The organism is Streptomyces sp. NPDC000404, assembly GCF_040300365.1.
GTDB lineage: Bacteria > Actinomycetota > Actinomycetes > Streptomycetales > Streptomycetaceae > Streptomyces > Streptomyces ramulosus.
The window spans coordinates 87802-103797 of sequence record NZ_JBEPDN010000021.1; the positions used below are offsets into that span (position 1 = coordinate 87802).

Sequence of the window (15996 nt, forward strand, 5' to 3'; positions counted from 1 at the left end):
TTTTAAACTTTGACCTGGGATGACCTCTTCGGGGTGATTGTTTTCAGTCACCCGTTTCGGCGGTAGCGCCGGGCCCTGACCCTCCTCGACCCCGGCACCACCTCCCGCCGTATCACCGTCCGGCGAGCGCTTCGACCACCGGCCCGAAATCACGCATGGCCGATTCATGCACACTGATGTACGAAAAACCGAATCGATCGCGCCGTTCCAAGAGCTGGGACGTGATCTCCTTCACAGAACCGATCAGCACCGTGGGTGCGTCCGCCGCCCGCTCGGCCGTCAGGTGGGGCATCCGGCGGCTCAACGCCTCGGCCGCTTCCCGGCGGTGGGACGTCACCACCACCGCCTGGACCAGAATGTTGCGCTCGACACGGGCGGCGCGCTCCCCGGCCGCTCGCTCGAAGCAGCCGACCCGTTCCGCGACCGCGGCGGCGTCCAGCAGCTCCAACGTACCCCGACGCGCGCCGGGTTTGAGGGCGGCGCCGGTGAACGCGACGATGTCGGCATGCCGCGCGGCCAGCCGCAGCACCCGGTCACCGTTGCCGCCGATCACCACGGGGGGCCGGAACGGGGGCTGGGTGTCGCCGAGTTCACGGGGATTGTCCAGCAGCCGTGTCAATTCGACGACCGTCGCCTCCAGGCGGTTCACCCGGCTTTTGGCCGTGCCCCAGTCCACGCCGGCTTTTTCGAACTCCGCGCGGACGTATCCGGTGCCCAGCCCCACGTCGAGCCGCCGGTCGGTGAGCCGGTCCGTCGTCATCACCTCACGGGCCAGCAGCACCGGGTTCCAGAAGGCGCTGTTGAGCACGAAAGGGGCCACCCGGATCCGCTCGGTCACCGAGGCGGCGGCGACCAGTGCGGGAAAGGGCGCCTGCACACCGAGGTGGTCCGGCACCGTGAGGACGTCATAGCCGAGCGCTTCCGCGGCACGGCACTTTTCCGTCCATTCCCGGTGTCCCGTCGCGGAATTCAGGTTGACCCCGAACCGGAATGCATTCATGAGTTCTCGTGTTTCCTTCCCGAGAGTTCGAGGGGCTGCGGAGTGAACACCGGCCGCCGGAGAAGGGCACCGAATTCATGGAGAACCGCGGAGATTTCATCCGCCAGTTCCCCGGCGGACACACCGCTGATCCGGTCGCCGCGATAGGCCAGCGAGCCCCGTAGCGTGGTGCCGTTTTCCGCGAAGGTGAGGGTGAGCGGGAACTTACTGGTTTCCGTGCGCGCGGCGACGAAGTCCACCGGAGTCAGCTCGGCCGCGCCCAGCGTCCCCGACCAGCGGGTAAGGCTGACGCTGTTGAGCAGGACATCGACGTACGGGGTGTGCCCGCGGGAGCGCGTCGGCGCGAGGGCGCGCACCACGTCGTCGAACGGGGTCGCGCGGTGTTCGAAGGCCGCGATGACGTCCTCCCGGACGGCCCGCAGCAACGCGGCCAGCGACGTCTCGCGCGTGCAGCGGGAGCGCAGCACCAGCGTGTTCAGGCACGGTCCGATGACGTCCTGGAATCCCGCCTCGCCACGGCTCGCCACCGGGATGCCGAAGGTCAGGTCCTCCCGCCCGGTCCAGCGGTGCAGTGCCGCGGCGACCGCGGTGGCCTGGATGATGAAGGCCGAGGTCTTCTCGGCGCGCTGCACGGGCAGCAGCCGCCCGGCCAGGCCGGGCGCCAGCCGCAGCCCGAGGTTCCCCGGCGGCTCGGGGACGGCGGGTGCGCCGAGGTCCAGGGAGCTGGGGGCACCCGCCAGCCGGTCGTGCCAGTACGCGAGGCCGGCCGCCGGCGAGCCGTTCCGCTCGGCGGCCACCAGGTCGCGGTACTGGTGCGGGGGCGCCGGTGGCAGGGCCGCCGCCGGCCCGGCCGCCGCGTAACAGCGCTCCAGTTCCCGTACGAACAGCGGCACCGACTCGCCGTCGAGGACGAGGTGGTGGACGCAGAACGCCAGGACGTGGCGGTGCGGCGCCACCGTGAACAGCGCGGCGCGCAGCAGCCGTCCGCTGCGCGGCACCAGGTCGTGCGCGGCGTCGGCCGCCCAGCGCCGCAGCCGTACCTCACGCTCGGCCGCGCTCCACCGGGTGAGGTCGACATGCTCCACGTCGGGCGTCCAGGGCTCGGTGACGTCCTGGTACAGGCGGCCGTCGCGGTCGACGAAGCGGGTGCGCAGGATCTCGTGCCGGGAGATCAGCAGGGCGAGTGCGCGGTGCAGCGCCGCCGGATCCAGGTCTCCCGTCACCTCCCAGGACAGCGGTACGTGATAGGTCGCGTGGACGGGGTCCAGGCGCTGGGCGAGCCAGATGCTCTCCTGGAAACCGGACGCCGGGAACGCCTCGCCGGGCGTGGGGCGGGCCACCGGGGCGTCCGCGGGCCGGTCCCGGGCCCGGTCCCCGGCCGGGGCGGGGGCCCGGCGCGCGTCGATGGCCCGGACCAGCTCGCTGAAGCCGGGGTGGCCGAAGAGTTCGCGCAAGGACAGCTCGACGCCGAAGCGCCAGCCGATCCGGGTCAGGAGCGTGGTGGCGAGCAGGGAGTGCCCGCCCATCTCGAAGAAGGAGTCCTCGACCGAGGTCACGGGCGCGCCCAGGACCTGCTGCCAGATCTCGGCGAGCGCGGCGGCGGTGGGCGAGTTCAGGGAGGTGACTGGCGTGCGGGCCGCGGGTGCGGGTGCGGGCGGCCCGTCCGGTCGCGGCCCGTCCGCGACCGCCGGCGCGGGTGCCGCGGGGCCCGGGGACGCGGGCGGAACGCCGAGCGCGGGCAGCGTGTCTTGGGCCTCGGCGAGGGTGCGGTGCGGGGCGTCGACCATGTCCGCCACGACGGCGAGGTGGTCGCGGGCCAGTGAGGCGAGCAGGTCCGCGCCCAGCGTGCCGTGCGGGTCCTTCCACAGCATGCGGCTGCCGCGGCCGTCCTCGACGAGCAGGGCGGTGAGCCGGTGGTCCGCCACATCGGCCAGGTCCAGGAGGCGCAGCTCGCCGCGTGCGTCCCCGCCGGTGAGCGCGATCCGGCTCACGTCGGCGCCGCGCCCGCCGGTGCCCTGGTGGTTCCCGAACTGCGTGTACGAGAGCACCACCTGGTGGGTACGGTCCCGCTCGTCCGGTGCCGACAGGTCCGCGGCCCGCAGGATCGCGGGCAGCGGCAGCTCACCGTGGGCGGTGCCGGTGCGCACCTGGGCGCGCAGGCCGGTCAGCAGCTCCGCGTAGGTGCGCGCGCCGGACAGCCGCTCGCGGTAGGGCAGGACGTTGACGAAGCAGCCGACCCGCTCGGCGAGGGCCGGATCGCGCCGTCCGTGGTAGGGCGCCGAGACGATGAGGTCGTCGGCGTCGGTGTGGCGGTGCAGGGTGACGAAGAGGGCGGCGAACATGACCGTGAAGTACGTGACGTCCAGTTCGCGGGCCAGCTTCCGGGCGCGCCGGACCAGTTCGGGGTCGATGGCACAGGGCCACTGGCGGTAGCCGGCCGGTTCGGCCCGTACGGGCAGCGGGCGGGCCGGGGCGGTGCTTCCCGCGAGCGCGGTGCGCCAGTACGCGCGCAGCGGCGCGCCGTCGTCCCCGAGGGCCAGTTCCCACGAGCGCCGGGCGTGGGCGACGAGCGGGCCGGGGGCGTCCGGCCCGCCGAGCAGGTCTCCGGCGTAGGCGCGGCGCAGGTCGTCGAGGAGCAGCGGTACCGAGGTGCCGTCCAGGACCAGGTGGTGGACGGTGAGCAGCACCACGGTGCGGTCCGGGCAGTGCAGCACCTCGGCGCGGGCCAGCGGGCCGCGGCTCAGGTCGAGGGGCCGGCGGGCGGCCACGACGGCTTCCTCGGCGGCCGCGTCGACGGCACGGACCGCGAACGGGACGGGAGGCGCCCCGGCCCAGGTCAGGCGGGTTCCCGTGGCGCCCGGTTCGACGCGGGCCCGCAGCATGGGGTGGCGGCGGGCCAGTTCGGTGACGGCCGCCCGCAGCCGCTCGGTGTCCAGGTCGCCGCTGACCTCCAGGACCAGCGGGACGACGTGTGCCGGTGTCCCGGGGTCGCGCTGCCAGGCGATCCACATGGCCTCCTGTACGGCGGACAGGGGCAGGGCGTCGTGCGGCGCGGACCACCCGGTGCCACGGCCGTGGGGCCGGTTGCCGGTCGCGTCAGTCATGGGGCCTCCGGTGTGGGTCATGACACGTGTGCGGCGAGTGCGCGCTTGTCGGTCTTGCCCGACGGGCTCAGCGGCAGTTCGGGCACGGGCACGAAGCGGCGCGGCACCATGTAGCCGGGCAGCGCCGCGGCGGCGCGGGCCGCCAGGCGCGCGCCCAGCTCCTCCTGGTCGACGCCGGGCCCGGGGGTGTAGCAGGCCGCGAGCATGCGTTCGCCGATCCGGCTGGTGACCGGCAGCACCACGAGGTCCTGGACGCCGTCGGTGGTGCGCAGCGCGGCCTCGATCTCGCCCGTCTCGATCCGGTAGCCGTTGATCTTCACCTGGTCATCGGCGCGTCCCGCGTACTCCCAGCTGCCGTCCGGCCGGGCCACGGCCAGATCGCCGCTGCGGTAGTAGCGCCGTGCCTCGCCGGTGCCCGCCACGTCGAGGAGGGGGTAGCGCTCGTCGGTCAGCTCCGGTCGGTTCAGGTAGCCGATCGCCAGCTGGTCACCGGCGAGGCAGAGTTCGCCGGTCCTCCCCGGCGGGGTGGGGCCTCCCCACTCGTCGAGCAGCACCACCTCGAAGCCGTCGAGCGGGCGTCCGATGTTCAGCTCCGGGTCGGCGGCCGCGCCGGTGGGAGCCGGGGCGTCGGGGGCGGTCGTCGGCCGTGGGTCGATCTCGCTCTCCGGCAGCCTTCGGCAGGTGGCGAACACCGTCGTCTCGGTGATGCCGTACATGTTGAAGAACTCCGTACGGGTGCCGTGGAGCCGGCGCCAGGCGCGGACGGCGTCCACATCCACCGGCTCACCGCCGAAGATGACGTACCGCAGGGCCGTTGCGGGCCGGTCGGCGGTGTCCTCGGCGCGGGCCACCGCCGACCGGGACAGATAGCGGAACACCGAGGGCACCTGGTTGAGGACGGTGACGCGCTCGGACACCACGAGGTCGAGGGTCGCCTCGGGCGAACGGGCGACCTCGGCCGGCACCACGACCAGCTTGGCGCCGTGGGCCAGGGCACCCCACATCTCCCAGACGGAGAAGTCGAAGCAGGGCGAGTGGAACAGCGTCCACACGTCGTCGCCGCGCAGCGCGAACACCCGGTCGCAGGCCGCCAGCAGGGCCGTGACGTTCCGGTGGGACACCTCGACGCCCTTGGGGTCGCCGCTCGACCCGGAGGTGTAGATGACGTAGGCGGGCATGTCCGGGGTGACCGTCACCCGGCCGCCCTCCAGGGGAGGCTGGGAGCGTACGGCGTCCTCGACGGTGATGACGGTGGCGTCGGGCAACACCGCGGCCGCGTCCTGGTCGGTCACCACCAGGTCCAGCGACGCGTCGCGGGCCATGTAGCGCACCCGGTCGTCCGGATACGCGGGGTCCAGCGGTACGTAGGCGCAGCCCGCCTTCATGACGGCGAGCACCGCGGCCACCACGTCGGCCCCGCGCCGCAGGTAGAGGCCGATCCGGGTGCCCGGTGCGGGGTCGTGCCGCAGGAGGGCGGAGGCCAGGCGGGCGGCCCGCTCGTCCAGCTGACGGTAGGTCAGGGTCTGCCGGCCGTCCGTCACGGCCTGCGCGTGGGGGGTGCGCGCCGCCTGTTCCTCGAACAGCCGGTGCAGCGTCAGTTGTGCCAGCACGTGGGATCTCTTCCTCGTCAGGAACGCAGGCTCAGGGGGCGCAGGTCGGTCCACGCCGTATCGATGTGGGACAGGCATACGGACTTGGGGCCCGTGACGCCCACGGATTCCCAGCCGGCCGGGGCGGGGCGGTCCGCCGGCCAGACGGAGTACTGGTCCTCGTGATTGCGGACCACTGTGTACCGGCGGTCCTCATCGTCCTCAAACATGGGCAACTCGGTCCTCTCCTGTGTGAACGGTTCCGGTGCGGGGGATTCCGGTGCGGGGTGTGCCGTGGTCCGGCAGGCCGGGCCGGGCGAGGGTGAGCAGCTGGGCACGCATCCGGGTGAGCATGTCGGCGCCGTGCGGACCGGTGAGGAAGAAATGGCCGCCGGGCAGGTGCCACGCCCGGAAGGCACGCGCCGTGTGCCGGCCCCAGGCGACGAGTTCGGATTCCGGCACCAGGGCGTCGTCCGTGCCGCCGAACGCGCTGAGGGGGATGTCCAGCGGGGGCCGTTCGCGATGCGCGTAGGTGAAGTCCAGCTCGAAGTCGGCCCGCAGGGCGGGAAGTGCCAGCCGCCGGATGTCCGGCCGGGCCAGCACCCCCGCGGGCGTGCCGCCCAACCGGTCGAGAAAGGCCAGCAGTTCCTCGTCCGGCAGATCGTGGCCGGACACCTCCGCGCTGCCCAGATGGGGCGCCTTGTGCGCCGCGACGATCAGCGCGGCCACCGAGGTGTCCGGCAGCTCCCGCAGCCGCGCGGCCACCTCGTACGCGATCAGGGCGCCGAGGCTGTGGCCGAAGAGGACCACGGGGCGGTCGCACTCGGCGCGCAACACCTCGGTCAGGGCGTCGGCCAGCGGTTCCATCCGGCGGAACGCGGCTTCCCGCAACCGCCCGCCGCGGCCCGGCAGCTGGACGGCGCAGATCTCCACCTCCTCGGGGAGCAGCGCCGACCACGGGTGGTACATGGACGCCGCGCTGCCCGCCCCCGGCAGGCACACCAGGCGCACCCGGGCGTCGGGGCGCGGCGGGAAGCGCAGCAGCCAGGGGCTCTTCACCGGTCCTCCCGGGGCTCGGCGGGGGCGGCCGTGCGCCGCACATGGGCCGCGAGGTCGCGGACGGTGGGGTGGTGGAAGATGTCGCCGACGCGCAGGGACAGTCCGGCCTCCCGCGCCCGGTGCACCAGTTGGATGCTCTTGAGGGAGTCCCCGCCGAGGGCGAAGAAGTCCTCGGTGACATCGGTCCCCGGCCGGTCGAGCACCTGGGACCAGATGCGTGCGAGCGTGCCTTCGACGTGGTCCGCGGGTGCCACGCGGACGGTCGCCGGGGCCGGCGCGGGGGCGGCGGGCTCGGGCAGGGCGGCGCGGTCGACCTTGCCGCTCGCGTTGAGCGGGAGGCGGGGCAGCACGACGGTCCGCGACGGGACCATGAACCCGGGCAGCGAGGCGCGCAGCCGGCCGTCCACCGCGGCGACGAGGGCGTCGGCGTCCGGCGCCGGCCGCGGTCCGTCGGTTTCGAACGGCACGAGATACGCGGTGAGCCCTGCCCCCGTGGCGCCGTCCGGGCGGGTGGCGACCACGACGGCGTCGCGGACGCCGGGGTGGGCGCGCAGCACGTTCTCGATCTCACCCGGCTCCACCCGGATACCCCGGATCTTGACCTGATGGTCGTTACGGCCCAGGAAATCCAGACCCGCGTCGGCCCGCCAGCGCACGAGATCGCCCGTGCGGTACAGCCGCGCACCGGGCGTCCGGCTGAACGGATGCGGCACGAACCGGTCCGCCGTCAGCGCCGGCTGACCCAGATACCCCCGGGCCAACGCCACCCCGCCCAGGTACAGCTCACCGGGCACCCCCACCGGCACCGGCCGCAACTCCGCATCCAGCACATACACCTCGGCACCCGCGATCGGCCGCCCGATGGAGACCCGAGGATCGGGCGCCCCTCCCCCGGCGGCCTTCGGCGCGTACTCCTCCTCGGTCACCTCGATCGACGCCTCGGTGGGCCCGTACGCGTTGAACAGCCGGGCGGGCAGGCGCTCCAGGCAGCGGTCGCGGGTGGCGCGGGGCAGCTCCTGGCCGCTGCAGAGCACCCGGCGCAGCGACGCACAGCGGTGCAGCCCGGGCTCTTCGAGGAAGGCGGCGAGCAGCGGCGGCACGAAGTGCACGGTGGTGACTTGCTCGCGTTCGATCAGCTCGACGAGGTAGGTCGGGTCCCGGTGGCCGCCCGGCGCCGCCACGACGAGCGTGGCCCCCACCGTCAGCGGCCACAGCAGCTCCCACAGGGAGACGTCGAAGGTGACGGGAGTCTTGTGCAGGACGCGGTCCGTGGCGTCCAGACCGTGGGTGTCCTGGATGCCGTGGATGCGGTTGGCCAGTCCGCGGTGCGGGACGCCCACCGCCTTCGGGGCTCCGGTGGATCCGGAGGTGTGGATGACGTACGCGAGGTGGTCGGGGCCGGCCCGGCCGGGGGCCATGGGCCGGTCCGGCCACCCGCCTTCCTCCCAGGGAAAGGTGTCCACGGCCGTGACGGGCACGCCCGCGTCGGCGAGGACGGGAGCCAGCTCCTGCGTGGTGAGGATGTGGGCGGCGCCCGCCGCGCGGAGCATCCGCACCAGCCGGGCCGGCGGGTCCTCGGGCGACAGCGGCAGATACGCGCTGCCGCTCGCCATGACGGCCAAGGCCGAGGTGACCAGGCCGGTGCCGCGGGGCAGGCAGACCGCGACGGGGGTGTCCGCCGCGGCGCCGTGTGCGGCCAGGTGCCATGCCAACTGGCTTGTCCGGCACGCGAGTTGCGCGTAGCTGAGCCGCTCGTCCGCGAAGACCACGGCGGTGGCCCGGGGCGTACGCCGCGCCTGCCGGTCGATCGCCTCGTGCACCGGGCCGTCCCACGGGTGTGCCTGTGCGCTCCGGTTCCCCTGGCGCAGCAGCCGGGCCGTCTCCTGGCCGTCCGTGAGCGAGAACCGCGACAGCCGGGTCCCGGGGGCGTCCAGCGCGGTGCGCAGCAGGTGCTGGTACTGCCGCGCCAGGCGGCCCACCGTCTCCGCGTCGAAGAGTTCCGTGCGGTAGCGGAAGCAGCAGTCCGCGCCGCCCGGGCCGTCCGGGCCGGCCGCGTGGGGCCGGATCTCCAGCCAGAGGTCCGTGAAGGTCGTCCGCGGGCTCACCGGGAAGATGTCCGTCGCCAGCCCGGCCAGTTCGGGCGCGGACAGCGGCTGCTGGAGCGCGAACATCGCCTGGAACAGCGGGTCGTGGCTGCGCGCTCGCTCGGGGCCCAGCTCCGTGACGATCCGCTCCAGCGGTACGTCCTGCCGGGGGAAGGCGTCCAGGGCGCTGCGGCGCACCCGGCGCAGCAACTCCTCGAACGTCACCTCGCCGGACAGGTCGATGCGCAGCGGCAAGGTGTTGACGAACATGCCGATCAAGGGGGCGAGTTCGGGCCGGGCCCGCCCGGCGCTCGGGCTGCCGATGACCAGGTCGTCGGCGCCCGACAGGCGGGAGAGCTGGAGGGCGAACACCGACAGCAGCAGCATGAACGGCGTGGCCTTGTGCCGCGCCGCGGCGGCCCGTACCGCCTGCCAGGTCCCGGGGCTCAGCGGCACGGTGTGCGTCGCGCCGTCGAAGCCCTGAACGGCGGGGCGGGGAAAGCTGGTGGGCAGCTCAAGGAGCGTCGGCGCCCCGTGCAGCCGGGTCCGCCAGTGGGTGAGCGCGGCCTGGGCCTCGGCGCCCGCGAGTTCGCCGCGCTGCCGGGCCGCGTACTCCCCGAACTGCAGGGGCAGCGGCTCCAGGGCCGGGGCGCGCCCGGCGGTGCGCGCCGCGTACAGCTCGGACAGCTCCGCGAAGAGCCGGTCCATGGACCAGCCGTCGCACACGGTGTGGTGGCAGACGACGGCGAGCACGTGCTCCCGCTGGTCCAGGCGCACCACCTGGGCCTTGATGAGGGGGCCCGTGGCGAGGTCGAAGGCCCGCCCGGTCTCCGTCTCGATGAGCGTCCGGGCCCGCTCGTCACGCTCTTCCGGCGGCTGCGGCGTCAGGTCGGTGACCGGGAGGGCGAGGGGGCGGCGGGGCGTCACATGCTGCCGGGGCTCGCCTTCGCCGTCGGCCCGGAAGACCGTGCGCAGCGCCTCGTGCCGGTCAACGACGCGGTTCAGGGACCAGCGCAGTGCCTCGGTGTCCAGGGGTCCGCGCAGTCGGAGGGCGGCCACCAGGTTGTAGGCGGCGTTGCCCGGGTCGAGCTGGTCCAGGAACCACAGGCGCCGCTGGGCGAAGGAAGCCGGGTGGGACGGGTGCGCGTCCGCCGTGCCGGCGGGTCCGGTCGCGGGAGCTGTCAGGTCCGTCATGTGAGGCTCCCTTCGATGACGCGGGCCAGGTCGCTGACCGTCGGGTGGTCGAAGACGTCGTCGAGCGACATCCCCACCCCGAACCGCTCCTCGATGAGGGCGAGCAGCTCGACGGCGGCGAGGGAGTCCCCGCCGTGCTCGAAGAAGTCCGGGTCGGTGAGGTCCTCGGGTGTGCCGAGCACCTGCCGGAAGAGGGCGAGGAGGGCCTGCTCGACCGGCTCGGGCGCGCCCGGCCCCGGCGGTTCCGTCTCCGCCGGGGCGCTGGCGGTTTCCGGGGCGCGGGCCGTCTCGGGTGCGGGCCGGGGCCGCACCAGATGGGTCCGCCGCTCGAAGGGGTAGGTGGGCAGCGGCACCCGGCTTCGGTCCGGCCCGGTGTGCAGGCGGTCCCAGTCGATCGTCGCGCCGCCGCACCATGCCCGGCCCACGGCGTCGAGCAGCGCGGCGCGGGCGTCGGCGGTCCGCCCCGGCCCGATCTCCAGCACCAGCCGATCGGCTCCCGCCGGCAGGGCAGGAGCGTCGGCCGGCCGCGGCGGTGTGTGCTCCGCAAGCTCCGTCCAAAAGCCCGGGTCGGCCGCCTCGTCCAGGCTCACCGGTGCGCCGGTGCCGGCATGGGTCCAGGGCGTCTCGGGGCTGCGCCAGGCGGCCGCCCGGACCGCGTCCCGCAGCGGCTGTGCGCCCCGCGCCGCCGCGTCGGCGATCCGCAGCGCGTCGGCGAGCGGCAGCGCCCCGGCGACGCTCGCGGCCACCAGGGCGCCCTGCCCCCGCCCCGTGACGGATGCGGGAGCCACCCCCCAGTCCATGAGCGTGCGGGCCAGCGCGTAGGCGACGGTGAAGCGCGCCACCCGCTCCGGCTCCGGACCGGCCACCGCCTCGTCCGTGGTCAGCAGCCGCTGGACGTCCCGGCCGAGAGGCGCGGCCGTCGCCCGGCAGCAGGCGTCGGCAGCGTCCCGGAAGGCAGGGTAGGACGCGTACAGCCGGCGGACGGAGCCGGTCTCCCACGCGCCGGCTCCCGCGAACGCGAGGACGGCCGGTATCCCGTCCGGCTCGCCCTCCGGCCATATGGACGTGTCCGCCGGTGCCGCGAGCGCCGCGAGTGCCTGGGCGCGGTCGGCGCAGACCAGGTGACGGCGGTGGCCGAACGCGTGCCGTCCCCGCTGGAGGGTCCGGGCGACGGCGTCCAGCGGCAGTTCCGGGTGCCCGCGCAGATGCTCGGCGAGCCGCCCGGCCATCGTGTCCAGGGCCGTGGGTGTGCGGGCCGAGAGGACCAGGAGCTGCTCGGCGGGGGCGGGCGGCAGCGCGGCCGGTACGGCGTCGGGCGCCTCCTCCAGCACCACGTGCGCGTTGGTGCCGCCGATCCCGAAGGAGCTGACCCCGGCCCGCCGCGGCAGCCTGCTGGTCTCCCATTTGCGGGTCCGGGTGGTGACGCCGAAGGGCGTGGCCGCGAAGTCGATCCGCGGGTTCGGCCCGGTGAAGTGCAAGGTGGCCGGGAGCGTGCGGTCCTCCAGCGCCAGGACGGTCTTGATGAGGCCCGCGACTCCGGCGGCGGTGTCGGTGTGCCCGATGTTCGTCTTGACCGAGCCCAGGGCCACGGGCTCTTCGGCGCCGGTGTCCCGCGTGGTGCGCCCGCCGGTGCCGTCCGCGTCGAACGCCTGGGCCAGCGCGGTCACCTCGATGGGGTCGCCGACCGGCGTGCCCGTGCCGTGTGCCTCGATGTACGAGATGTCATCCGGGGACACCCCGGCCGCGAGGTGCGCCAGGCGGATGACCTCCGCCTGGCCGCGGACGCCGGGGGCCGTGTAACCGGCGCGGTCGTGGCCGTCGTTGTTCACGGCCGAGCCGCGGATCACCGCGTGGATGTGGTCGCCGTCCTCGATCGCGTCCCGCAGCCGGCGCAGGACGACGATCCCGGCGCCGTCCCCGGCCACGATGCCCCGCGCGTCCTCGGAGAAGGTCCGGCAGCGCCCGTCCGGTGACATGGTCCCGCCCTCCCGGTGCCGGTATCCGGACCGGGGCGCCCGCAGCGTGACCCCGCCCGCCAGTGCCGTGTCGCACTCACCGGCCAGCAGCGCCAGGCTCGCCGTGTGCACCGCGACCAGCGAGGTCGAGCACGCGGTCATGACCGCCACGCTCGGTCCGGTCAGGCCGAGGGCGTACGACACCCGGGTGCACAGGTGCTCGGGGTCGTTGGCGAGGCTGAGGGTGAGGTCGTCCACGCCGGGGAAGCGGTCGGCCCTGCCCCGTATCACCGCGGCGTAGCCGTTGCGTCCGGCGCCCGCGTACAGCCCGGTGGTGCCCGGGACCGCGAGCGGGTCGTATCCCGCCCGTTCCAGCGCTTCCCAGGCGCATTCCAGGAAGATCCGGTGCTGCGGATTGAGCAGATCGGCGTCGCGTTCCGAGAGCCCGAAGAACGCGGCGTCGAAGTCGCCGATGTCCTCGACGACACCGTGCTCGCGGACATAGCGCGGATCGGAGCACTGCTCCGGGTCCTGGCCCCACTCCCGCAACTCGTCCGCGGTCAGGGTCCGTACGCCGTCGACGCCGGTCGCCACGTTGCGCCAGAACTCCTCCGGGGTCACGGCTCCGGGGTAGCGGCAGGCCATGCCGACGACGGCGATGAGGGTGTCGTCGGCCTCGTCGTCGCATGCGACGCCCGCCGCCTCGACGTGCTCGTTGATGTGCTCGGCGGTCACTGTCGTTCAGCCCTTCCGTGAGAGGTCCGCGCCCGCATCGCCGTCAGCCGGGCGGCGCCGCGCCGGCGGCGTTCGGCGCCGCCGTCCCCGCCGCTGCGGCCCGCGGGCCGTTCCTCGGCGGTGCTGCCCGGGGCGCCGGACAGCTGACGGGCGAGGGTGGCGATGGTCGGGTACGCGTAGAGGTCGGCGATCCGCACCGGGGTGCCCAGTTCGGCGGTGAGCCGGTCGCGGACCGACGCCAGCAGCAGCGAATGGCCGCCCGCGTCGAAGAAGTTGTCGTCCGTCCCGAAGGACTCGTGGCCGAGCGCCCCCGCCCAGACGTCGCTGATCAGCCGCTCCAGTGGTGTCCTGGCGCGCCGGTGGGCGGTGGCGGGCGGCGGGGCGAGTTCCCGGGCGCCCTCGGCGAGCGCCGTGCGATCGACCTTGCCGTTGGCGGTGAGCCGCACCGAGGGCAGGAGGAGATAGCGGCGCGGGTGCATATGGCGGGGCAGGTGCCGGGTCATGTGGTCGTGGAGCGCGGCGAGGTCGGGGGCGCCGGACGCGTCGGCGGGCACCAGATAGGCGGTGAGTTCGGGCTCCGCGGTGCCGTCCGGACTCACGGCCGCCACGACGGCGTCGCGGACGCCGGGGTGGGCGCGCAGCACGTTCTCGATCTCACCCGGCTCCACCCGGATACCCCGGATCTTGACCTGATGGTCGTTACGGCCCAGGAAATCCAGGCTCCCGTCCGTCCGCCGGCGCACCAGATCGCCCGTGCGGTACAGCCGCGCGCCGGGCGCCCTGCTGAACGGGTGGGGCACGAACCGGTCCGCGGTCAGCGCGGGCTGGTCCAGGTACCCCCGTGCCAGCCCCTCCCCGCCCAGGTACAGCTCACCGGGCACCCCCACCGGCACCGGCCGCAACTCCGCATCCAGCACATACGCCTCGGCACCCGCGATCGGCCGCCCGATGCCGGGCAGGGTGTCGCGCTCGCCGCCGTCGGCCGGGACCGTGCCCGAGGTGGCGACGACGGTGTTCTCCGTGGGGCCGTAGTTGTTGACCAGCCGGAAGGGCAGCGGGTGCCGGCCCGTTCCGTGCAGCCGGTCGCCGCCGGTCAGCACGGACCGCAGGGCCGACGCGGCGGGCCAGGGCTCCTGGAGCATGCGCTCCAGGAGAGGCGTGGGCAGGAAGGCGCTGGTGATCCGCCGTTCGGTGAGCCAGGAGCGCAGCTCGGACGGCGACAGGACGGTCTCGGCCGCGGGCACTTCCACGGTGGCGCCGGCGGTCAGGGCCGACCAGGTCTCCCAGACGGACGCGTCGAATCCGGGGGCGGCGATGAGGGTGCAGCGGTCGCCCGGTCCGATGCCGAACTCCGCGCGGTGCCAGGCCACCAGGTTCGCCAGCGCGTGGTGTTCGACCAGTACGCCCTTGGGCCGTCCTGTCGATCCGGAGGTGTACATCACATAGGCGAGATCATCCAGGCCGGCGGGTGCGGCGGGCGGGCCGTTCGGTGCGTCCGCCGCATCCCGCAGGGAGTGGAGGGTCTCCACCCGCCCGTACTCCAGGCCCGCGCGGTGCTCCGGGCCGGTCAGCGCCAGCAGCGGACGCGCCTCGGCGAGGAGGGCGGTCAGCCGGGGCGCGGGATGTGCGGGGTCGAGCGACAGATAGGCCGCGCCGCTCTTGAGGACGCCGAGCTGCGCGGTGACCAGGTCCGCGCCGCGCGGCAGGCAGGTCGCCACGAGGGTTCCCGGTCCCGCGCCCGCCGCGCGCAGCCCGGCCGCGATCCGGTCGGCCGCGTGGTCCAGTTCGGCATAGGTCAAGGTGCCGTCGTCGCTCCGTACCGCCACGGCGTCCGGGTGGGCCCGCGCCTGCCGCTCGACGAGCTGGTCGACCCGCTCCCGCCCGGCGTGCCGTGCCGCCCGCTCCGGGGCTCCGGCCCAGTCGGTGAGCAGCATCCGCTCCTCCTCGGACCCGAGTACGGGCAGCCGCGACACCGGGGTGTCCGGATCGTCGAGGGCCGCGGACAGCAGGCGGAGGTAGCGGTCGCCGATCAGCTCGGCGCTGCGGCCGTCGAAGACGTCCGTCCGGTAGCCCACCCATGCCTCGGTGCGCTGCCGGTTGCCCGCCAGATGCAGGGCCAGTTCGTACTTGGCCGTCCGCGTCGGGATCGGCAGCGGCGACGCGTCGAGACCGGGCAGCGCGGTGCCGTCGGCGGGCAGGTCCTCGTAGGTGACCACCGTCTGGAACAGCGGGTGGCGGGCGGTCGAGCGGTCCGGCTGCACCTCCTCGACCAGCAGCTGGAAGGGCAGGTCCTGAAATTCGTGCCCGGCGAGGACGGTGTCGCGCACCTGGTGCAGGAGCGCGCCGAAGGTGGTGTCCGCGGCGCAGCGGATGCGCACCGGCATCATGTTGACGAACAGCCCGACGGTGCCCTCGACCTCCATCTCCGTACGGCCGCTGACCGGTACGCCGATGACCAGGTCGGGCGCGGAGGTCATCCGGGAGAGCAGGGCCGCGTAGCCGCTGAGCAGGGTGATGAAGCGGGTGACGCGGTGACCGGCGGCGACGGCGTCGACGCGTTCCGCCAGTTCGGGCGGGACGGGGAAGACACGGCTGTCCCCCGCGAAGCTCGGTGCCGCGGGGTGCGGCCGGTCGGTCGGCAGGGCCAGTTCGAGCGGTGCGCCGGCGAGTTCGGCGCGCCAGTGGTCCAGTGCCTCGTGGCGGCGGGGCCCCGCCAGGAGCCGTTGCTCGGCGGCGACGCAGTCGCGGTACGAGCGTGCCGGCGCGGGCAGCGGGTCGCCGCCGCCGGACGCCATGGCCGCGTACAGGACGGCCAGTTCGCGGTCGATGATGCCCATGGACCAGCCGTCGACGGCGATGTGGTGGAAGGTGAGGACCAGCGCGTGGTCGTCCCGGGCCAGACGGATCAGTTCCGCGCGCAGCACCGGGCCGTGCACCAGGTCGAACGGCGCCAGGGCGGCGCGGGCCACCGCCTCGTCGAGCGCCGCGTCCCGCTCGGCCGTGGGCAGCGCGCTCAGATCGGTCAGCGGCAGCGGCACATTCGCCTCGGCGGCGATCCGCAGCACCGGCGCACCGGCCACGGTCGGGAAGGAGGCGCGCAGCGCGTCGTGCCGCGCCACCAGCCGGTCGAGAGCCCGGCGCAGGGCGTCGCTGTCCAGCTCGCCGCGCAGCCGGGTGGCCCTGGGCACGTTGTACTCATTGCCGTCGGGCCGCAACTGCCACAGAAACCACAGTCGTTGCTGGGCCGAGGAGAGGGCCGTGTCCGCGCTCATGCCC

General features: G+C 74.3%; 8 protein-coding genes. All 8 read right to left on the reverse strand.

All coding sequences use genetic code 11. The features are described from left to right. Positions 1–112: 112 nt before the first annotated feature. From ABT345_RS31900 to ABT345_RS31935, 8 genes are read right to left on the reverse strand one after another with little or no spacing between them, the layout of a single operon-like run. Positions 113–1000 (reverse strand): TIGR03621 family F420-dependent LLM class oxidoreductase, encoded by an 888-nt coding sequence (locus tag ABT345_RS31900; RefSeq protein ID WP_345092609.1) that lies wholly within the window; start codon positions 998–1000, stop codon positions 113–115. After that, on the reverse strand, positions 997–4104 hold the full coding sequence (locus ABT345_RS31905; RefSeq protein ID WP_345092611.1) for a condensation domain-containing protein: 3108 nt from the start codon (positions 4102–4104) through the stop codon (positions 997–999). The genes ABT345_RS31900 and ABT345_RS31905 overlap by 4 nt, the downstream gene beginning before the upstream one ends. A 17-nt stretch (positions 4105–4121) precedes the next feature. Then, positions 4122–5714, reverse strand: coding sequence for an amino acid adenylation domain-containing protein (locus ABT345_RS31910; protein WP_345092613.1), 1593 nt, complete (start codon positions 5712–5714; stop codon positions 4122–4124). A 17-nt stretch (positions 5715–5731) separates the two neighbouring features. Further along, on the reverse strand, positions 5732–5923 hold the full coding sequence (locus tag ABT345_RS31915) for an MbtH family protein (protein WP_345092617.1): 192 nt from the start codon (positions 5921–5923) through the stop codon (positions 5732–5734). Then, the gene (locus ABT345_RS31920) at positions 5916–6752 is read right to left on the reverse strand and encodes a thioesterase II family protein (protein WP_345092620.1); all 837 of its coding nucleotides are present in this window, start codon (positions 6750–6752) and stop codon (positions 5916–5918) included. Before ABT345_RS31920 ends, ABT345_RS31915 begins: the two co-directional genes overlap by 8 nt. Next, entirely contained in the window at positions 6749–10030 is a 3282-nt protein-coding gene (locus tag ABT345_RS31925) for a non-ribosomal peptide synthetase (RefSeq protein WP_345092623.1), read from the reverse strand. The genes ABT345_RS31920 and ABT345_RS31925 overlap by 4 nt, the downstream gene beginning before the upstream one ends. Next, on the reverse strand, positions 10027–12720 hold the full coding sequence (locus tag ABT345_RS31930) for a type I polyketide synthase (protein ID WP_345092626.1): 2694 nt from the start codon (positions 12718–12720) through the stop codon (positions 10027–10029). The genes ABT345_RS31925 and ABT345_RS31930 overlap by 4 nt, the downstream gene beginning before the upstream one ends. Continuing rightward, positions 12717–15992 carry a non-ribosomal peptide synthetase gene (locus ABT345_RS31935; protein WP_345092630.1) on the reverse strand — a complete coding sequence of 1092 codons (3276 nt, stop codon included), beginning with the start codon at positions 15990–15992 and terminating at the stop codon, positions 12717–12719. The genes ABT345_RS31930 and ABT345_RS31935 overlap by 4 nt, the downstream gene beginning before the upstream one ends. Positions 15993–15996: the final 4 nt, after the last annotated feature.

Coding starts and splice junctions, on each gene's coding strand:
- ABT345_RS31915 (WP_345092617.1), bottom strand. CDS start 5,923: ATGTTTGAGGACGATGAGGACCGCCGGTACACAGTGGTCCGCAATCAC.
- ABT345_RS31935 (WP_345092630.1), bottom strand. CDS start 15,992: ATGAGCGCGGACACGGCCCTCTCCTCGGCCCAGCAACGACTGTGGTTT.
- ABT345_RS31900 (WP_345092609.1), bottom strand. CDS start 1,000: ATGAATGCATTCCGGTTCGGGGTCAACCTGAATTCCGCGACGGGACAC.
- ABT345_RS31925 (WP_345092623.1), bottom strand. CDS start 10,030: ATGACGGACCTGACAGCTCCCGCGACCGGACCCGCCGGCACGGCGGAC.
- ABT345_RS31905 (WP_345092611.1), bottom strand. CDS start 4,104: ATGACTGACGCGACCGGCAACCGGCCCCACGGCCGTGGCACCGGGTGG.